Consider the following 18,431-nt stretch of genomic DNA (forward strand, 5'->3'; position numbering starts at 1 on the left):
GAAGACCCATGGCCACCGCACCCGAACTCCCCGTCGAGGAGGCGCAGCAGTCGCGCGCCATGTTCGTCAATATCGGCGAGCGCACCAACGTCACCGGATCGGCGGCGTTCAAGAAACTCATCATGGCCGGCGACTACGCCAAGGCCGTCGAGGTCGCGCGCCAGCAGGTCGAGAACGGCGCGCAGGTGATCGACGTCAACATGGACGAGGGCCTGCTCGACGCCGAGCACGCCATGACCACCTTCCTCAAGCTGATCGCCGCCGAGCCCGACATCGCGCGCGTGCCGGTGATGGTCGACTCGTCCAAGTGGAGCGTGATCGAGGCGGGGCTGAAGTGCGTCTCGGGCAAGCCGATCGTCAATTCGATCAGCATGAAGGAGGGCGAGGAGGCCTTCCTCGCGCAGGCGCGCAAATGCATGGCCTATGGCGCGGCCGTGGTCGTGATGGCGTTCGACACGGTCGGGCAGGCGGACACGAAAGATCGCAAGATCGAGATTTGCGAGCGCGCCTACAAGCTGCTGACCGGCATCGGCTTCCCCCCGGAAGACATCATCTTCGATCCCAACATCTTCGCGGTGGCGACGGGGATCGAGGAGCACAACAATTACGGCGTCGATTTCATCGAGGCCACGCGCGAGATCCGCAAGCGCTGCCCGCACGCGCATATCTCGGGCGGTCTTTCGAACCTCAGCTTCTCGTTCCGCGGCAACGAGCCGGTGCGCCGGGCGATGCACTCGATCTTCCTCTACCACGCCATTCCGGCGGGGATGGACATGGGGATCGTCAACGCCGGCCAGCTCGACGTCTATGACCAGATCGACCCGGAGCTGCGCGTCGCGTGCGAGGACGTCATCCTCAATCGCGACCCCGACGCCACCGAGCGCCTCATCACGATCGCCGAGAAATATCGCGGCCAGAAGGATGTCGTCGCGGACAAGGCGGCCGAGGAGTGGCGCGGCTGGCCGGTCGCCAAGCGGCTGGAACATGCGCTGGTGAAAGGTCTGGACGCCTTCGTCGTCGAGGACACCGAGGAGGCCCGCCAAGGCTTCGCGCGCCCGATCGAGGTGATCGAAGGGCCGCTGATGGACGGCATGAACGTCGTCGGCGACCTGTTCGGCTCGGGCAAGATGTTCCTGCCGCAGGTGGTGAAGTCCGCGCGCGTGATGAAGAAGGCGGTGGCGCATCTGCTGCCCTTCATCGAAGCCGAGAAGGAAGCCGGCGCCAAGGCCAAGGGCCGCATCGTGATGGCGACCGTGAAGGGCGACGTCCACGATATCGGCAAGAACATCGTCGGCGTCGTGCTGGCCTGCAACGGCTATGAGATCATCGACCTGGGCGTGATGGTGCCGTGGACGACGATCCTCGAATCCGCGAACGAGAATGAGGCGGACATGATCGGCCTCTCGGGCCTCATCACCCCCTCGCTCGACGAGATGGTGACGGTCGCGGCCGAGATGCAGCGCGCGGGCATGGACATGCCGCTGCTGATCGGCGGGGCGACGACCTCCAAGGTCCATACCGCGCTCCGCATCGCGCCGGCTTATGCTGGCCCGGTGATCCACGTACTCGACGCTTCCCGCGCGGTCGGCGTGGCGTCCACGCTGATGAGCGACACCCAGCGCGACGGCTTCGTCGAGAAGACGGCTGCCGAATATGATGCCGTCCGCAAGGCGCGCGAGGGCAAGGGGCAGAACGAACTCGCCACGCTCGAAGAGGCCCGCGCCAACGCCTTTCCCTTCGACGAGGCGCACAAGGCTCCAGCGGCGGCCAGGCCCGGCGTGCATGTCTATGAGGACTGGGATCTCGCGGACCTGCGCGACTATATCGACTGGACGCCCTTCTTCCGCGCCTGGGAATTGCACGGCAATTATCCGGCGATCCTCGACGATGCTGTGGTGGGCGAGAGCGCCCGCTCGCTCTACGCCGACGCGCAGGCGATGCTGGACAGGATCGTCGCCGAGAAGTGGCTGACAGCGAAGGGCGTGGCGGGCCTTTGGCCGTGCCGCCGCGAGGGCGACGACATCCTGGTTTGGACGGGCGATCCCGATACTCCGTTCGTCCTGAGCGAAGTCGAAGGACGTGCCGCAAACGCTGCGTCTGATGCACGCACTTCGACTTCGCTCAGTGCGAACGGGATGGAGGGGACGGAAACAAGGCTCCCCATGCTCCGCCAGCAGATCAAGAAGCGCGAGGGCCGCCCAAACATGTGCCTCGCCGATTTCATCTCTCCGCAAGGTGACTGGATCGGCGGCTTCGCGGTGACGGCCGGCCATGGCATCGACGAGCGCTCCGCCGCCTTCCGCGCGGCGCATGACGATTATTCGGACATCATGCTCAAGGCGTTGGCCGATCGCCTCGCCGAGGCCTTCGCCGAGCGCCTGCACGCGCATGTCCGCTCCGATCTGTGGGGTTATGCGCCGGACGAGCAACTCACCAACGAGGCGCTGATCCGCGAGCAGTATCGCGGCATCCGCCCCGCGCCCGGCTATCCGGCCTGCCCGGATCACAGCCTCAAGCCGATCCTGTTCGATCTGCTGAACGCCACCGAAGCCACCGGCATCACGCTGACCGAGCATTTCGCCATGTTCCCGACGGCGGCCGTCTCGGGCTTTTACTTCGGCCATTCGGATGCCGAATATTTCGGCGTCGCCCGCGTGGGCAAGGATCAGCTTGAGGATTATGCCGCCCGCCGTGCCGTCGATCTGGAGACGGCGACGCGCTGGCTGCGTCCCAATCTGGACTAAGGGCGGTCGTTTCGGGGGCTTGAGAGGGGGGCAAGCGCATGGCAGCGTCCACGCCGTCTCATCGGAGTGCGCCCATGAAGTCCCTGTTGTTCCCGCTCATGGCCCTCGGCCTCGCCTCGGCCGCCTCGGCGCAGTCGAACGCGCCTTTCACCGTCGAGGAGACGGGCAAGGGCTTCTACCGGCTCGACGACGCGGTGCGCTCGGTCAATGGCGGGGATGCGACCATCCTGATCGCGCCGGGCACCTATCGCGATTGCACGGTGGTCGAGCATGGCCGCGTCGCCTTCCGCGCGCGCACGACGGGAACCGCGATCTTCGACGGCGGCATCTGCGAGGGCAAGGCGACGCTGGTGCTGCATGGGCAGGACGCGATGGTGGACGGCCTCACCTTCCAGAACCTGCGCGTGCAGGACGGCAACGGCGCCGGCATCCGCATCGAGCATGGCAACCTGACCGTGATGAACGCCACCTTCCGCAACTCGGAAGAGGGCATCCTCTCGGCCGATGACCCGAACGCCACGATCCGCATCGACCGCTCGACCTTCTCGGGCCTTGGCCGCTGCGATCGGGGGCTGGCCTGCGCGCACTCGATCTATATCGGCCATTACGGCAAGCTCTACGTCACGCGCACCCGCTTCGAGAAAGGGCGCGGCGGCCATTATCTCAAGAGCCGTTCGGCGCAGGTGTCGATCACCGACAACAGCTTCGACGATTCGCAGGGGCACGGCAGCAACTACATCATCGATCTGCCCTCGGGCTCGACCGGGCTCATCGCGCGCAACGTGATGGTGCAGGGGCCGGACAAGGAGAATCATTCCGGCTTCATCGTGATCGCGGCGGAGGATCGCTCCAATCCGTCGGCGGGCCTCACCATCACCGGCAACACCGCGACGCTGGCGCCGGGCGTGCATTACACCCCGGCCTTCGCGATCGATTTCAGCCATGAGCCGCTCAAGATCAGCGGCAACAGCATCGCCAAGGGCATCACCGGCTTCGAGACGCGGTAGGCGCCCGTCCCGCCTCCCTCTTATTCGTCATCCCGGACTTGATCCGGGATCCAGAGCCTCAAGCGATCACGCCTGTGGCTCTGGATCCCGGCCTCCGCCGGGATGACGGAAGGGGTATGGATGACGGGAAGGGGCGCCCTTACTTCGCGCAGTTCCCGCCGAGATCGAGGCATTGGCCGTCGACCTCGGGCGTCTTCACATGGGCGATGGCGGCGAGCGTCGGGGCGATGTCGACCGTCTCGATCGGCGTGGCGCGGGCCTCGGCGGTGGCGCCCGGCCACCAGAACAGGATCGGCACCTCGCGGTCATGGTTCCACGGCGAGCCGTGGCCCGCGACCACGTCGCCGGGGCCGCGCGGCATCCCGAAGCTGGTGCGTTCCCCGTAAGCCACCGCGATGTCGCCCGAGCGATCCTTGTCGTAGCTTTCGTGGAAGCGCTGGGCGAAGCTCAGCTCGGTCGGCGGCGTGTGCGGCGGCACGACGGCGGCCTCGACTTGCGCGCGGGTGAAGACCTCGCGCACCTCGGGCTGCTGTTTCAGCCATGTCAGCGCCGCGTCGCGCACCTTCGTGCGCAGCGCCTCGTCCGGGCCGACATTGATGGTGAGCTGCTGCGGATCGTCGCCGACGATCGGCTCGTAGCTGAGGCCGGTCTGCTCCATCACCGCCTCGTTGAGGCGGCTCACGAAGTTGAAGCTGTCGAGGCGGCTGGCCTTGTCGTCATGCTCATGCTCGCGCTCGGCGGCGTCGGTCGCGCCATGGTCGGCGGTCAGCACCACCATTACCGGCACGCCGAGCGTGTCGAGATACTGCACGAACCGGCCCAGCGTCCGGTCGAGCGAGGCCTGCTGCACGCACATTTCGGCGCCGCCATTGCCGTAGCGGTGGCCGATATAGTCGTTGGCCGAGAGGCTGACGGCCAGCACGTCGGTGGCGGGGCCGTGGCCGAGATGGTTGCCGGCGATCACCCGCTCGGCGAACTGCTCGACGGTGGCGTCGAACAGCGGCGAGGCGCGCAGATTGTCCTGGAAATCGGTGGTCTTGAGGAATTGCGGATTGTCCTCGACATGGGCGGCGATGTCCGGCGGCACGCGGCCGGAGATGTCGATCCTGCCGAAGCGGTGCGGCTGTTCGAGCGCGGCGCAGGCGGCGGACGGCGCGGCCCAGAGTACCGGCTTCCTCGCCTTCCAGCGGACGAGCAGCGCGCTGTTGAACGTCGCGGCAGGCCGGGTGACGGCGGGCGTCGCCGGGCCGGCGAAGGGCGAGGTGGTGAAGCCTTCGCCGTCCACCCACCAATAGACGCCGTCGGCGTGCTTGCCGCCCATGGTGATCGCGGCGCGGTCCTTGCCGGAGACGGCGAAGCTGCGTGCGCCGGGCTCGGCGGCCTTCACCCAGTCGCCGAGCGTGGTGACATGCATGTTCTGCGGCCCGCGCGCGTTCGGGTCGGACGAGCCCGGCGCCTGCACGCAATAGATGCTGGAGCCGGTCTTCGCGTCGAACCAGCTATTCGCGACGATGCCGGTGGCGGAAGGATGCCGGCCGCTGAGGATGGTCGAGTGGCCGGGGCAGGTCTCGGTCGCGGCGTGGCTCTGATAGCCGACCGGGAAGGACACGCCCGACGACAGCGTCTTCAGCCCGCCGGTGTAGCTCGGCAGATAGCGGCGATAGAGCTCGGACGAATATTGATCGACCGAGATGGCGACGATCAGCCTGGGTTTCACGGGCGGCGGGGCGGCCGTCGCCGGGGTGAGAGCGGTGCCCAGCACCAGGAAGGCCGCAAAGCCCCCTGCAATCATCGATGAACGCATCTATATGCCCCAATGTAACGGTTCGCCGCGCTCACACGAAGCATGGCGGGTGAGAGCAGGATCGAAAGCGGCGATGGCGGTGCTACGTTTCGTATTGATGACAGCCGCTTGGCTGTGCGCGTTGATGGTCGGTCTCGGGTCGCCGGCGGCGGCGCAGGGGCTTCCCGGCGGCGATGGCCCGCATATCGCCACCGCGCTGGTGCCCGAGAGCCTGACGCCTGCCGCCGGCCAGCGCACCACGCTGGCGCTCAGCATGACGCCGCAGCCGGGCTGGCACGGCTATTGGCAGACGCCGGGCGACAGCGGCTTCCCGCTCCGCGCCACCTGGACGCTGCCCAAGGGCGCGAAGGCGGGCGATCCGGCCTATCCGGTGCCGGGCACGCTGGTGATCGCGGGGCTGATGAACCATGTCTACGAGAAGCCCTATGCGCTGCTCGTGCCGTTCGACGTTCCGGCGGGGCTCGCCAAGGGCACGCTGCTGCCGATCTCTGCCAAGCTCGATTATCTCGTCTGCAATCCGAGCATCTGCGTGCCCGAGAGCGCGACCGTGTCGGCGACGCTGGCCGTCGGCGACGGCGCGGCCGATCCTTCGGCGACGGCGCGGTTCGCGGAGTGGCGCAAGGCGCTGCCCCGTCCGCTGGGTTCCCCGGTGGCGTTCGAGGCGAAGGGCGGCCAGTTCCGCCTCGCCGTGCCGCTGCCGGCGGCGGTGGCGCTGCACGATCCGCATCTCTTCGCGGTGACCGACGGCGCGGTGGATTATGCCGCGCCGCAGAATTTCTCGCGCGACGGCGACGCGCTCGTCATCGAGACGAAGGCTGGCCCGAGCGCGCCGAAGAGCTTCGACGGCGTGCTGGCGCTGGGCGACGGCAGCGGCCTCTCCTTCACGGCGGCTCCGGGCGCGGTTCCGGCGGCGGGGGCGCCGCTCGGCAGCGAGGCTCCGGCGACAGGCGCCGCGAGCCAGGGCACGCTGAGCCTCGCGCTGATCGCGCTGGGCGGGGCGATCCTCGGCGGGCTGATCCTCAACGTCATGCCCTGCGTCTTCCCGATCCTGAGCCTCAAGGCGCTGAGCCTAGCCCGTGCGGGCGGCAACGAGCGCGAGGTGCGGCGTGAAGCGCTCGCCTATACCGCCGGCATCATTCTCGTCTGCGTGGCGCTGGGCGGGCTGATCCTCGCGCTCCGGGCGGCGGGGACGCAGGTCGGCTGGGCGTTCCAGTTGCAAGACCCGCGCGTGATCCTCGTGCTGATCCTGCTGACGAGCGCGATCGGCTTCAACCTCGCCGGCCTGTTCGAGCTGGGCACGGTGTCGGCGGGCTCGGGCCTTGCCGGCAAGGGCGGCGTCGCGGGCGCGTTCTGGACGGGGGCGCTGGCGGCGTTCGTGGCGACGCCCTGCACCGGGCCGTTCATGGCCGCCGCGCTGGGCGTGGCGCTGGTGCTGCCGGTGGCGGCCGCGCTGCTGGTGTTCGCGGGGCTGGGGCTGGGGCTCGCGCTGCCCTTCCTGCTGCTGGGCTTCGTGCCGGCGCTGAGGAAGCGCTTGCCCAAGCCGGGCGGCTGGATGGAGACGTTCCGCCGCATCCTCGCCGTGCCGATGTTCCTGACGGCGCTTGGGCTGTGCTGGGTGCTCGGCAACCAGACGGCGGCGAACGGCGTGGTGCTAGCGATCGGCGCGGCGATGCTGCTGACGCTGGGGCTGTGGATCACCGGCATCCGCCAGCGCGGCTTCAAGGCGGCGGCGTGGGCGCCGGCGGCGGTGGCGCTGCTGGTCGCGCTCGGCTCGATCGCGCTGCTCCCCAGGGGCGGCGCCAGGGCCGAGGCGCAGGCGACCGCTATCTCGCAGCCCTTCGACGAGGCGAAGCTCGCGTCGCTCCGCGCGGAGGGCAAGCCGGTCTTCCTCTATTTCACGGCGGACTGGTGCCTCTCCTGCAAGGTCAACGAGAAAACCGCGATCGAGCGCGCCGAGACGCAGGATGCCTTCCGCGCCGCCGGTGTCGTCACCATGGTCGGCGACTGGACCGACGGCGATGCGAAGATCGGCAAGTTCCTCGAAGCGCATCACCGCTCCGGCGTGCCGCTCTATCTCTGGTATGCGCCCGGCAAGAGCGAGCCCGAGGAGCTGCCGCAGATCCTCACCCCCGGCCTGCTGGCGGGGCTGACCCGGCGATAACGGCTCATTTACGACTGAGGTCTAACCATAGCGGCCGCGCAGGCGCGCAGGGTCTTTCAACCACGAGGCAGGTTCCGCTCGATGCTCCTCAGGCTCCCTCCCAAGGATGTGAAGCTCGGGATGTTCATCGTGTCCTTCGAGGGGAGCTGGGCCGACCGCCCGTTCTGGCAATCCCGCTTCCGGCTGGACAACCCCGCCGATCTGCAAAGGCTGCGGCACAGCGCGATCGAGGCGATCGTCATCGATACCGACAAGGGGCTGTCGCCTGAGGAGGCGGCGTCGCGCCGGACGCCCGCCCTGCGCAGCGCCGATCCCGACCGGGAGCGCGCCTCCAAGGCCATCGCGAGGGGCAAGCGCGCGGTGATCCGCCTGTTCGACGATGTGCGGATGGGGCGGAACATCTCGGCGGAGCGGCTCGCGCCCGTCGTCGCGGAGCTGGCGGACGAGGTGGATCGCAACGCGCGCCTCATCCTGCGGCTGCTGCGGCTGAAGAATCGCGACGAATATACCTATGTCCATTCGGTGGCCGTCTCGGCGCTGATGATGAACTTCGCCCGGCATCTGGAGCTGGACGAGGCGCTGCTGCCCGAGATCGGGCTGGCGGGCCTGCTCCACGATGTCGGCAAGATCGCGATCCCGAGCGACATCCTCGACAAGCCGGGCCGGCTCACCGAGGGCGAATTCGCGGTGATGAAGGGGCATCCGGGCAATGGCTACGATCTGCTCCGCGCCAGCGGGGGCATCCCCGAACTCGCGCTGGACGTGTGCCTCAGCCATCATGAACGCGTCGACGGGACGGGCTATCCCCATGGCCGGGACGGGGAGGGGCTGAGCCTGCTCGCGCGCATGGGGGCGATCTGCGACGTCTATGACGCGCTGACCTCCGACCGGGCCTATAAGGACGCCTGGACGCCCCAGCAGGCGCTCGGCGCGATGCGGCGCTGGAAGGGGCATTTCGATCCCGAGCTGCTGGTCGCCTTCATGGCGAGCCTCGGCATCTTCCCGGTCGGCACGCTGGTGCGCGTCCGCGACAGCATGTTGGCGATCGTGGTCGGCGAGAATCCTGAGGAACCGGCCTGCCCGACGGTCCGCTCCTTCTATTCGATATCGAGGGGCTGCATGCTCCCGCCCGAGGATGTGGCGATCGGGACGCCCGGCATCCTCTCGCCGGAAGACCCGGCCGACTGGGAATTTGAGGATTGGGGCGATCTGGCGCATGAGCTGCTGGGCCGGGCGCTCCCCGCGATCGGAGAGGGCGAATGAAGGCTGTGGCGATCAGGCGCGCCGAGGAACTCGACCGGGGCTATGGCGCCGGCGGCGGCATCGAGGAGGGCATCGTCCGCGTGAAGGCGGCGGCCGAGGCGCAGCAGATCCAGGACGCGCAGAGCTGGCTGTCGGCGATCTTCATCCTCGTGCGCCGTCTGCGGCGCACCCCGGCGGTGGACTAGGCCCGCGCGGCCGCGAGATGGTGGAGCACGATGCCGCTCGTCGTCGCGACGTTGAGCGAGTCGAATCCTGGCGCCATGGCGATGCGAACGCTGGTGGCGCGGCGCAGCAGGTCCGCTGACAGGCCGGGGCCTTCCGCGCCCAGCAGCACCGCGTTGCGCCGCGCGACGGGCGCCTTCGAGAGCGTCGTCGCGCCCGACGGGCTCAGCGCCAGCGCGGTGAAGCCATGCCGGTCGAGGAGCGCGAGCGGATCGTCCTCCCGCGCGATGCGGGCGAAGGGCACCAGCAGCGCCGCTCCCACCGACACGCGGATGGCCTTGCGGTAGAGCGGATCGCAGCAATCCGCGTCGAGCAGCACCGCCTTCACCCCGAAGGCCGCCGCGTTGCGGAAGATGCCGCCGATATTGTCATGATTGGCGATCGCCGAAAGCAGCAGCACGTCCGCTTCTTGCGGAAGGCGCGCAAGCAGCGTGTCGGCGTCGGGCGTGTCGATCCGGCGGCCGATCGCGAGGATGCCGCGATGGAGCGGGAAGCCCGCGATCGCATCGAGCACGCGCTGCTCCGCCGCATAGACCGGCACATCGTCGGGAAGCGGATCGATCAGCGCGGCGAGCGCCGGCAGGCGGTGCGCCGCGATCAGCAGCGATTGCGGGCGATAGGCGGCCGAAGCGATCAGCATCGCCAGCACCACCTGACCCTCCGCCACGAACAGACCCTCGCGGCCGACGAGATCGCGCTCGCGGATGTTGCGATAGGCCTCGATCCGGGGATCGTCGGGCTCGGAGACGGGCAGGATGGTGGGCATGATGGTCCGCGCGATAGGCCATGCCGCCGCCCACGCCAATGGCCGGAGCCGTTTGGCCGATCGCCCGTTTAAGCGCACAATCCTCGGACGAGGGCGGGTAGGGAAAGGGTCGATCCATGACGGACATCGTGCGCCACTTGTCGATCACGCTGCGGCCGGATGCGTCGCGAACGGTGATCCGGCCATTCTCGCCTTCCGATCCGGCGGGCTTCGCCGTCCCCAGCCACCCGCGCGCGCAGCGGATCGTGGACCGGCTGCTCAAGCTCGACGAACGCTGGCTGCATCTCGGCCTCGAACGCACCACCGCCATTCTCGGCGAGCGGCATCGCGACATGGAGACGATCCTGATCCGCCGCTTCCACGAGATGGAGGGCCTGTGCAGCCGGGATGGCATCAGCCACGCCCAGCAGCTCATCATCGGGGGCTTCTTCAGCGAGGAATACAGCTTCGAGGCGGCGGCGCTGTTCAATCCCAGCATCGTGACCCATTGGGACCAGAGCAACCTGCCCGAAGGGGGCATCCGTTTCCTGATGTCGCTGCGCGGGATCGGGGAGGGGCATGTCTCCTCCGTCACCTTCCGCACGGGCATCTGGGTGCCGGGCGAGCGGGTCGAGGTCGATCCGGTGAGCCCCTATGCCGTGCCGCCGCGCATGGAACATATCGAGGGGGAGACGGACGAATCCGCCATCCGCCTCTTCTTCGAGGAAAGCCAGGATCTGTCCGAGGCGGTGATCTTCCCGATGGCGCCGAGCCAGCGACAGGGGATCGAGGACGTCCGCCTCGTCCGCTTCGTCGACGATGACGGGAAATGCACCTATTACGGCACCTATACCGCCTATAGCGGCGCGGACATTCGCTCCGAGTTGCTGAGCACCGAGGATTTCCGCACCTTCGAGATGCGCCCGCTCCTGGGCGACGCGGCGGGCGGCAAGGGCATGGCGCTCTTCCCGCGCCGGATCGACGGCCGCTATGTCATGCTGAGCCGGCACGACAATGAGAATATCTGGCTGCTGCGCTCCGACGATCTCCATAACTGGAACGGCGCGGAGAAGATCGTCACGCCCTTCTGGCCGTGGGAATATGTCCAGATCGGCAATTGCGGCTCGCCGATCGAGATCGACGAGGGCTGGCTCCTCATCATCCACGGGGTCGGGCTGGTCAGGAACTATACGATCAGCGCCTGCCTGCTCGACAAGGATGATCCCTCGAAGCTGCTCAAGCGCACCCGCGTGCCACTGCTCCGCCCCGGCCCCGAGGATCGGGACGGCTATGTGCCCAATGTCGTCTATAGCTGCGGCGCGATGGTGCATGGCCGCTCGCTGCTGCTGCCTTATGGCGTCGCCGACAATTTCGCGACCTTCGCCACCGTCTCGGTGGACGATCTGCTCGCGATGATGGACTGAGGCGTCAGTCCGCTTCGGGGGCGACGATCTCGGGCGTGTCGAGCTGCGCCTGCCGCGTCGGCGCGGCGGGGAGCGGGCAGTGGCGGCTGAGGCCGATGCCCTTCAGATAGCCTCGCCGCACCGCCCCCGCATAGACCGCCGCCTCGACGCGCCGCTGCTGCTTGTCCGCGCCCGTCACCACGCGGACGAGGCCGAGGCCGGGGATGATGCTCTTCACGGCTTCGCCCGCCGCCGCGGCCGCGATGGCGGAGCCTTCGCCTTTCTTCTTGGCCGGAACGTCCACGTCGGTGCCGAGCGCGGTATCGAGCTTGCGAACTTCGGCCGAGATGCTGGCGCAGTTGGTGATGCCCTTCAGCGAATAAGGGGCCGACGCCGCGAGCTGGAGGATCTCGGGGATCTTGTCGTCCTTGATCCGCGTGTCGCGCAGCGGCGCGGTGGCGGCGCGCTCGACGCCGCTCTTCTCCTGCGCGGCGGCGGGGGCGGTGGCGAGCAACGGCAAAGCGAGCATGGGAATCAGCAAGACGCGCATCAAATCCTCCGACCGGCGGGACGAACCATCTTCCAACCGCTGTAGCGCATTTCCGATCCGCTCACATCTCGCGCAGGCCTTGCGCCGGGCGCGCCGCGAGCGCGGGCAGGCTGCCGAGTACGCCGATGCCGAGCGTCATCGCGATCGCGGCGGCCAGCGTCCCCGCCACCACCGCCCAGTCCGGCGCGAAGGGCAGGGCGAAGACCTTGACCACCACATACCAGCCGCCGCCGCCACCCACCGCGACCGCCACCGCGATCAGCAGCGCCGAGAGCAGCGCATATTCGAGCGCCTGCCCGCCGAGCAGTTGCCGCCGGTTCCCGCCGAGCAGCTTGAGGATCAGCACGTCATAGCGCCGTGCCCGCCCGGACGCCGCCACCGCGCCGACCAGCACGACGATCCCGGCCGCCACCGTCACCGCCGCCGCCGCGCGGATCGCGAGCGCGATCTGGCCGAGGAGGTCGCCCACCTGGCCGATCAGGTCGCCGGTGCGGACCATGGTGACCGACGGCAGCCCCACCGCCACCGCCCGCGCGATCGCGCCGTCGCGCGCGGGCGGGGCGTAGACGCTGGCAAGCAGGCCATGCGGCGCCTCCTCGATATAGCCGGGCGAGAAGACCAGCGCGAAATTGAGGCCGAGGCCGCCCCAGTCCACCTTCCTGAGCGCCGCGATCCGGGCCGGCACCTCGACGCCGAGCACCGCGACGGTGATCGTGTCGCCGACATGCAGGCCGAGCGTCTCGGCGGCCTTGTCCTCCATCGAGACGAGCGGCGGGCCGCGATAGTCCGCCGGCCACCAGCGCCCCGCGACGACTGTGTTGCGCGGCGGAACGGTGGCGGACCAGGTGATGGTGCGGTCGCCCTTCAATATCCACGCGCCCTCGGGGATCGATTTCATGTCGGCGACGCGCTGGCCTTTCAGCGCCACGATCGATCCGCGCAGCGACGGCACCGTCTCGATCCGCGCATTCGGCGCGGCCTGCGTGATGAGCGCGCGGAAGCGGGCGGAGTCCTCGGGCTGGAGGTCGATCGCGAAGAAGCGCGGGGCGCGGGCCGGAGCGGCGGCGTGAATCTCGCTCGACAGGCTGGTGTCGATCACCGCCAGCGCCACGAACAGCGAGAAGCCGAGCCCCAGCGCCACCACCAGCCGGTCGGTCTGCGCGCCGGGACGGTGGAGATTGGCGAGCGCGAGGCGGAAGAAGGGCCGGCGCGGCCTCGGCAGGCGGGCGAGCAGGAGGCGGAGCGCGAAGCCGAGCAGCCACAGCCCCACCACCAGCGCCGCCGTCGCGCCGACGAAGCCGAGTGCGATGCCCCGGTCGCTGGCGGTCAGCACGGCGATGCCGATCAGCGCCGCGAGCAGCGCCGCCATGCCCGCGAGCGTGGCGAGGCTCGGGCGGGTGAGCGGAGCGAGGCTGTCGCGGAGCAGAGTCGCGGCGGGCACCGAGCGCGCGCGGGAGAGCGCCGGCAGCGCGAACAGCAGCGCCACCAGCAGCCCCAGCGCGGCGGCCACCAGCAGCGGCCCCGGATAGACGGCAAGGCGCGGCGGCACGGGCAGCGCGTCGCCCACCACCGTCTCGACGATCGCCGGCACCGCGGCGCCCAGCGCCAGCCCGCCGAGGATGCCGCCGCCCGCCACCAGCCCGAGCTGCATCAGGAACATCGCCGCGATCGCGACGGAGCGCGCGCCCAGCACCTTGAGCGTCGCGATCGTCTTCGTCTTGCCCGCGAGATAGGCGCTCACCCCGCTGCCGACGCCCACCCCCGCGATCGCCAGCGCCGCGAGGCCGACGAGGAGCAGGAACTGGCCAAGCTGGGCGATGCCCTTCCTGAGCGAGCCGGCGGCATCGTCGGGCGTGCGCTTGCTCCAGCCGGCGCTCGGGAAGCGGTGGATGAAGCCGTCGCCGATCCGCGCGGTGTCGGCGCCGGGTGGCAGGAGGAGGCGGTAGCGGCTCTCATAGAGGCTGCCCGGCTGGATCACGCCGGTCGCGTCGAGCCCGGCCATGTCGACCAGCACCGTCGGCCCGAGGCTGAAGCCTTCGCCGAGATGGTCGGGCTCGCTGTCGATCAGCCCGATGACGCGGAGCCGCGCCATGCCGATGCGGATCGTGTCGCCGACGTGCAGGCCCAGCCGATCCGCCAGCGCCGGCGCGACCGCCACCTGCGCTCCATGCGGCCGGGGCGCCAGCGCGCCGCGCTCCAGCGTGAAGCGCCCGACCAGCGGCCAATGCTCGTCGATGGCCTTCAGCGACACCAGCGCCGGGGCCTGCCCGTTGAGCGGCTCGGCCATGGCACGGGCGCGGATCGTCTCGGCGACGGGGCCGGCGGCGGCGAAGGCCGCGCCTTCCTCGACGGTCGCGCGGCGTTGCGAGACGCGCATCTCCAGATCGCCGCCCAGCATCGCGCGGCTCTGGTCGTCGAGCGCGCCGAGGATGCTGGCGGAGAGGCTCCCGATCCCGGCCAGCGCCGCCGTGCCGAGGAACAGGCACAGCACCAGCAGCCAGAGCCCGCGCCCGCCGGCCCGCAGGTCACGCAGCGCCAGCCGCCAGCTCAGCCTCATGCGCCGCGCCGGTCCGAGACGATGCGGCCGTCCTCCAGCGACACCACCCGCCCGCAGCGCGCCGCGAGCGAGGGATCATGGGTGATGACGAACAGCGTGGTCCCCGCCTCGCGATGGCGTGAGAAGAGCAGGTCCATGATCGCGACGCCGGTGGCGTGATCGAGATTGCCGGTCGGCTCATCGGCGAAGAGCAGCGCCGGGCGGGGGGCGAGCGCGCGGGCGATGGCGACGCGCTGCTGCTCGCCGCCGGAAAGCTGCGCCGGATAATGGCCGGTGCGATGGCCGAGGCCGACGGAGGCAAGCTCCGCCTCGGCGCGGGCGAAGGCGTCGGGTTCGCCCGCCAGTTCCAGCGGCACGGCGACATTTTCGAGCGCGGTCATGGTCGGCAGCAGGTGGAAGGCCTGCAACACGATCCCGATCCGTCCGCGCCGGGCGACCGCCAGCGCGTCCTCGTCCATCGCCGCGAAATCGAGCCCGGCGACGTGGATGCTGCCGCCGCTGGGCCGCTCCAGCCCGCTCAGCACCGCCATCAGCGAGGATTTGCCCGAGCCCGACGGCCCGAGCAGCGCGACGCTCTCGCCCGCGCTCACCGCAAGGTCGAGCCCACGCAGGATGTCGACCCGCGCCGGTGGGCGGCCGAGCGACAGCGTCAGATTGCGCGCTTCGATCACGATGCTATCGGAGGGCGCGGCGGCTTGCGGAGAGGCGAGGGATGGCACGGCTCTGGAGATATGGTGGCCGCTGGGCGCTTGTCTATCTCGGCTTGATGACGGCTGCTCCGGCGCAGGCGGCGGGGCCGCTGATCTGGGCGCTGGGCGACAGCCTCACGGCCGGCTACGGCCTGCCGCCCGCGGACGGCTTCACCAACCGGTTGCAGGCGGCGTTGCGGCAGGCGGGCGTGCCCGCGACGGTGCGCAACGGCGGCATCACGGGCGATACCAGCGCGCAAGGGCGGGCGCGGCTGCTCTGGGGCCTGCGCGGGCTGGGCGTGAAGCCGGACCTCGTGATCCTCGAACTCGGCGCCAACGACATGCTGCGCGGGATGCCGCCCTCACAGACGGCCGCCAATCTCGATGCCATCATGGCCGAGCTGAAGCGGCGCCGGATTCGCGTGCTGATCGCCGGAATGCGCGCCGCGCCCAATATGGGGCCGGCCTATGCGAGGGGTTTCGATCCGATCTATCCGCGCCTCGCGAAGCGATATGGCGCGCGGCTTTATCCCTTCTTCCTCGACGGGGTGGCGGCCGATATCGCGCTTCTCCAGGCGGACGGGATGCATCCCAATGCGAAGGGGGTCTCGATCATCATCCACCGCATCCTGCCGAGCGTGCGCGCGGCGCTGAGACCCTAGCGGGAAAGGCGGCCGTCCTCGATCGCGCTTGCCTCGAAGGGGAAGAGCAGCTTCGGATCGGGCGCGTCCACCTTGGCGGCGATCTTTTTGGGCGCGACCTCGCGCAGCAGGTGGCGGATGATGGCGAGGCGCGCCTTCTTCTTGTCGTCCGCGCGGACGACGTGCCAGGGCGCGAGCTGCGTATGGGTGAGCGACAGCATCCTGTCGCGCGCGTCGGAATATTCCGACCATTTCTTCTGCGCGACCTTGTCCATGTCGGACACCTTGAGCGCCTTCAGCGGATCGGTGCGGCGGGATTCGAGGCGCCTGGCCTGCTCGTCCTTGCTGATGTCGAGCCAGAGCTTCACCAGCCTGATGCCGTTTTCCACCAGCATCCGCTCGAAATCCGGGGTGTCGCGCAGGAAGATGGCCTGCTCCTCCGGCGTGGAGAAGCCCATCACCACCTCGACGCCGGCACGGTTGTACCAGGATCGGTTGAAGATCACGAACTCGCCCGCCGCCGGCAGATGGGCCATGTAGCGCTGGAAATACCATTGCGTCCGCTCGCGGTCCGACGGCTTGGGCAGCGCCACGGTGCGCGTCTGGCGGACCGAGAGATGCTCGGTGATGCGCTTGATCGATCCGTCCTTGCCGGCGCCGTCCCGCCCTTCGAGCACCAGCACGATGCGCTCGCCGGATTTCATCGCCGCTGCCTGCGTGCGGACGAGCGCGACCTGGAGCGTTTCCAGCTCCGCCTGATAGTCCTGATGGCTCATGCGGGGATCGACGCCCCGGAGCCGTTACGGTTCCGAACGAACCTTCCTTTTCCTTCAGTCGTCATGATCCTCGTCCGTCCCCCAGGGCTCGCCCATGCCGACCAGCAACAGGCTGATATTGTCGTTGCCGCCCGCCTCCAGCGCGCGGGCGAGGAGGCGATCCGCCATGTCCCGGATCGATCCGCCCATGGTCGCCGGCAGCGTGCCGTCGAGGCATCCGCGCAACAGCCCGTCCGAGCAGAGCAGGAAGAGATCGCCGTCGCGCACGTCGATGTCCCGGCGATCGATCGCGACATAGGGGGCGGTGCCGAGCGCGCGGGTGATGACATGGGCGTCGGGATGGTGATCGGCCTGCTCGGGGCGGAGCGCGCCGGAATCGATCAGATCCTGCACCAGGCTATGATCGCGCGTCAGCCGCTCGATGCGCTGGCCGCGCAGGCGGTAGGCGCGGCTGTCCCCGGCCCAGAGCACGGTGCCGTGCGGGCCATCGATGTGGAGCGCCACCACGGTCGACCCGCTCCGCGCCATCCGCCGCCGCGCGCCGTCATGCACGCGCCGTCCGGCCTCGATCAGCGCGGCCTCGATCGCGCTGCCGTCGAGCGGTTCGGCGCTTTCGGAAAGCCGGTGGAGCGCGCTCACCACCGCCTGCGCCGCGACATCGCCCGAGGCGTGCCCGCCCATGCCGTCCGCGATCGCCCAGAGGCCGGCGGCGGTGCTGTCGAACACCCGATCCTCGTTGATCGTCCGCACCCGGCCGACATGGCTGCGCGAGACGGAGACCGGCCGCATCCCGGCCGGCGGCCGCGTGGGGGAAGCCCCGCGAAACCAGCCCGCGAGGCGCGGCGGGAACTTCATGATTCGCCATGCTCCAGCACGCGGGCGATCTTGCCGTAGGTGCGGACGAAGGCTTCCTCCAGCGATCCGCCCGTATCCTCGTCGATCTGGCGGCGGAGATCGGCATGGCGGCCGGCCACCTCCTGCCACTGGAGCGAGGCGCGGCTCTTGAGCAGCGAGGTGCGGTCGGCGATCGCGGCGTCGATCTCCTCCGGCCCGAAGCTGTCGATCGCGACGCGCAGCGAGGCCTGGAGGCCCGCGAAGGTGGCCACCAGATGGCGCTTGATGTCGGTGAACGACGCCTTCAGCGCCGCCGGGCCGGAAAGGAAGCCGTTGGTTCCCGCCAGCAGCAGGTCGATCGCGAGGCGCTGGGTCGGCGCCCATTTGAACGGGTTGTTGCCGGTATCGCCGATCGTCGTCTGGTTGAGGTTGAAGCGGCTGCGCGCGCGATCGCGCTCGGCCATCAGATCGCCGATGCCGAGCACCATCTGGCGATAGACAGCGCCCGCGCGGCGCATGATCTCCATCGGGTCTTCCGCCGAGAGGCTGGAGGCGTCGAGCCCCGCGCCCTGGCAGAAGGCCTCGAGCAGCGAGCCATCCTCAAAGGCGGGCGCTTCGGACGGGGCGTCCGCCCATTCGCCGGGCACGTCGGTGGAACTGCCGAGCGGCTGCGACAGGATCATCGTGCGCGTCTCGGCCCCGGACGAGAGCTGCTCGCTGGGCGCCGGCGCCGCCACCAGCCGGAAGCGGCCGAGGCGCAGCGTGCTCGGCAGATCGAGCAGGATGTCGGTGTCGTCGGGCAGGCGCAGCCCCGTCGCCCCGTCGAAGACGCCGTTGGCGCCGAGGCAGCGCACCCGCAGCCGCCCGTCCTGCGCGTGGAATTCGCAGTGGCGGCGCGAAATCTCGCGGTCGGTATCCGGGATCGGCCAGTCCGATGTCGGATCGCGGCCGATCCTCAGCACGCCGTCGCGCAGCAGCCGCGCGTCGATGGGATGAACCGGGTCGCTCTCATCGAACAGACGCAGCATGAACATG

15 protein-coding genes are annotated in these 18,431 nt (G+C 69.5%); 7 read left to right on the top strand and 8 right to left on the bottom strand.

The genetic code is table 11. The annotated features are described in order from the left end of the window. The first annotated feature begins 8 nt into the window (after nt 1-8). Nucleotides 9-2,744 (top strand): methionine synthase, encoded by a 2,736-nt coding sequence (metH, locus tag FHS98_RS00715; RefSeq protein ID WP_243847791.1) that lies wholly within the window; start codon nt 9-11, stop codon nt 2,742-2,744. Between the two features lie 74 nt (nt 2,745-2,818). After that, entirely contained in the window at nt 2,819-3,751 is a 933-nt protein-coding gene (locus tag FHS98_RS00720) for a right-handed parallel beta-helix repeat-containing protein (protein WP_167098359.1), read from the top strand. Nucleotides 3,752-3,890: 139 nt separating this feature from the next. Here FHS98_RS00720 and FHS98_RS00725 read toward each other — a convergent pair whose 3' ends face one another. Continuing rightward, nucleotides 3,891-5,555, bottom strand: a complete 1,665-nt coding sequence (locus FHS98_RS00725) for an alkaline phosphatase family protein (RefSeq protein ID WP_243847792.1) — start codon at nt 5,553-5,555, stop codon at nt 3,891-3,893. 124 nt (nt 5,556-5,679) lie between these two features. Between FHS98_RS00725 and FHS98_RS00730 the strand changes: the two genes are divergently transcribed. The 3 genes from FHS98_RS00730 to FHS98_RS00740 all read left to right on the top strand — a co-directional run bounded on the left by FHS98_RS00730 (nt 5,680) and on the right by FHS98_RS00740 (nt 9,164). Further along, on the top strand, nt 5,680-7,716 hold the full coding sequence (locus FHS98_RS00730; protein ID WP_243847793.1) for a protein-disulfide reductase DsbD family protein: 2,037 nt from the start codon (nt 5,680-5,682) through the stop codon (nt 7,714-7,716). A gap of 81 nt (nt 7,717-7,797) precedes the next feature. Next, the gene (locus FHS98_RS00735; RefSeq protein WP_167098365.1) at nt 7,798-8,979 is read left to right on the top strand and encodes an HD-GYP domain-containing protein; all 1,182 of its coding nucleotides are present in this window, start codon (nt 7,798-7,800) and stop codon (nt 8,977-8,979) included. Further along, a complete protein-coding gene (locus FHS98_RS00740; protein ID WP_167098368.1) occupies nt 8,976-9,164 on the top strand; it encodes a hypothetical protein in 189 nt (62 codons plus the stop codon). Before FHS98_RS00735 ends, FHS98_RS00740 begins: the two co-directional genes overlap by 4 nt. Here FHS98_RS00740 and FHS98_RS00745 read toward each other — a convergent pair. Further along, nucleotides 9,161-9,967, bottom strand: a complete 807-nt coding sequence (locus FHS98_RS00745; protein WP_167098371.1) for a TrmH family RNA methyltransferase — start codon at nt 9,965-9,967, stop codon at nt 9,161-9,163. The genes FHS98_RS00740 and FHS98_RS00745 overlap by 4 nt on opposite strands. A 116-nt stretch (nt 9,968-10,083) precedes the next feature. Here FHS98_RS00745 and FHS98_RS00750 point away from each other — a divergent pair, with 116 nt between their 5' ends. Beyond that, a complete protein-coding gene (locus tag FHS98_RS00750) occupies nt 10,084-11,370 on the top strand; it encodes a glycoside hydrolase family 130 protein (protein ID WP_167098374.1) in 1,287 nt (428 codons plus the stop codon). 4 nt (nt 11,371-11,374) lie between these two features. On the opposite strand, the gene FHS98_RS00755 is transcribed toward FHS98_RS00750, so the two are convergent. From FHS98_RS00755 to FHS98_RS00765, 3 genes are all read right to left on the bottom strand, one after another. Next, nucleotides 11,375-11,899 carry a hypothetical protein gene (locus tag FHS98_RS00755; protein WP_167098377.1) on the bottom strand — a complete coding sequence of 175 codons (525 nt, stop codon included), beginning with the start codon at nt 11,897-11,899 and terminating at the stop codon, nt 11,375-11,377. A 61-nt stretch (nt 11,900-11,960) separates the two neighbouring features. After that, the gene (locus FHS98_RS00760) at nt 11,961-14,456 is read right to left on the bottom strand and encodes an ABC transporter permease (protein WP_167098380.1); all 2,496 of its coding nucleotides are present in this window, start codon (nt 14,454-14,456) and stop codon (nt 11,961-11,963) included. After that, entirely contained in the window at nt 14,453-15,127 is a 675-nt protein-coding gene (locus FHS98_RS00765) for an ABC transporter ATP-binding protein (RefSeq protein ID WP_341785998.1), read from the bottom strand. The genes FHS98_RS00760 and FHS98_RS00765 overlap by 4 nt, the downstream gene beginning before the upstream one ends. 41 nt (nt 15,128-15,168) lie before the next feature. Between FHS98_RS00765 and FHS98_RS00770 the strand changes: the two genes are divergently transcribed. After that, nucleotides 15,169-15,807, top strand: a complete 639-nt coding sequence (locus FHS98_RS00770; RefSeq protein ID WP_243847794.1) for an arylesterase — start codon at nt 15,169-15,171, stop codon at nt 15,805-15,807. Here the strand turns inward: FHS98_RS00770 and ppk2 are convergent. The 3 genes from ppk2 to tagH are packed head-to-tail and all read right to left on the bottom strand — an operon-like array spanning nt 15,804 to nt 18,430. Then, a complete protein-coding gene (gene ppk2 / locus FHS98_RS00775; protein ID WP_167098385.1) occupies nt 15,804-16,562 on the bottom strand; it encodes a polyphosphate kinase 2 in 759 nt (252 codons plus the stop codon). The two genes, FHS98_RS00770 and ppk2, sit on opposite strands and share 4 nt — an antisense overlap. Before the next feature lie 54 nt (nt 16,563-16,616). After that, nucleotides 16,617-17,417: a PP2C family protein-serine/threonine phosphatase gene (locus FHS98_RS00780; RefSeq protein ID WP_167098387.1), complete on the bottom strand. Its 801-nt coding sequence runs from the start codon at nt 17,415-17,417 to the stop codon at nt 16,617-16,619. After that, on the bottom strand, nt 17,414-18,430 hold the full coding sequence (tagH, locus tag FHS98_RS00785; RefSeq protein ID WP_167098391.1) for a type VI secretion system-associated FHA domain protein TagH: 1,017 nt from the start codon (nt 18,428-18,430) through the stop codon (nt 17,414-17,416). Before tagH ends, FHS98_RS00780 begins: the two co-directional genes overlap by 4 nt. Nucleotide 18,431: the final 1 nt, after the last annotated feature.

Origin of the sequence: Sphingomonas oligoaromativorans, assembly GCF_011762195.1 — a bacterium.
GTDB classification, from domain to species: Bacteria; Pseudomonadota; Alphaproteobacteria; order Sphingomonadales; family Sphingomonadaceae; genus Solisphingomonas; species Solisphingomonas oligoaromativorans.

Coding starts and splice junctions, on each gene's coding strand:
- FHS98_RS00745 (WP_167098371.1), bottom strand. CDS start 9,967: ATGCCCACCATCCTGCCCGTCTCCGAGCCCGACGATCCCCGGATCGAG.
- FHS98_RS00730 (WP_243847793.1), top strand. CDS start 5,680: ATGGTCGGTCTCGGGTCGCCGGCGGCGGCGCAGGGGCTTCCCGGCGGC.
- metH (WP_243847791.1), top strand. CDS start 9: ATGGCCACCGCACCCGAACTCCCCGTCGAGGAGGCGCAGCAGTCGCGC.
- FHS98_RS00725 (WP_243847792.1), bottom strand. CDS start 5,555: ATGCGTTCATCGATGATTGCAGGGGGCTTTGCGGCCTTCCTGGTGCTG.
- FHS98_RS00720 (WP_167098359.1), top strand. CDS start 2,819: ATGAAGTCCCTGTTGTTCCCGCTCATGGCCCTCGGCCTCGCCTCGGCC.
- FHS98_RS00740 (WP_167098368.1), top strand. CDS start 8,976: ATGAAGGCTGTGGCGATCAGGCGCGCCGAGGAACTCGACCGGGGCTAT.
- tagH (WP_167098391.1), bottom strand. CDS start 18,430: ATGTTCATGCTGCGTCTGTTCGATGAGAGCGACCCGGTTCATCCCATC.
- FHS98_RS00755 (WP_167098377.1), bottom strand. CDS start 11,899: ATGCGCGTCTTGCTGATTCCCATGCTCGCTTTGCCGTTGCTCGCCACC.
- FHS98_RS00735 (WP_167098365.1), top strand. CDS start 7,798: ATGCTCCTCAGGCTCCCTCCCAAGGATGTGAAGCTCGGGATGTTCATC.
- FHS98_RS00770 (WP_243847794.1), top strand. CDS start 15,169: ATGGCACGGCTCTGGAGATATGGTGGCCGCTGGGCGCTTGTCTATCTC.
- ppk2 (WP_167098385.1), bottom strand. CDS start 16,562: ATGAGCCATCAGGACTATCAGGCGGAGCTGGAAACGCTCCAGGTCGCG.
- FHS98_RS00760 (WP_167098380.1), bottom strand. CDS start 14,456: ATGAGGCTGAGCTGGCGGCTGGCGCTGCGTGACCTGCGGGCCGGCGGG.
- FHS98_RS00780 (WP_167098387.1), bottom strand. CDS start 17,417: ATGAAGTTCCCGCCGCGCCTCGCGGGCTGGTTTCGCGGGGCTTCCCCC.
- FHS98_RS00750 (WP_167098374.1), top strand. CDS start 10,084: ATGACGGACATCGTGCGCCACTTGTCGATCACGCTGCGGCCGGATGCG.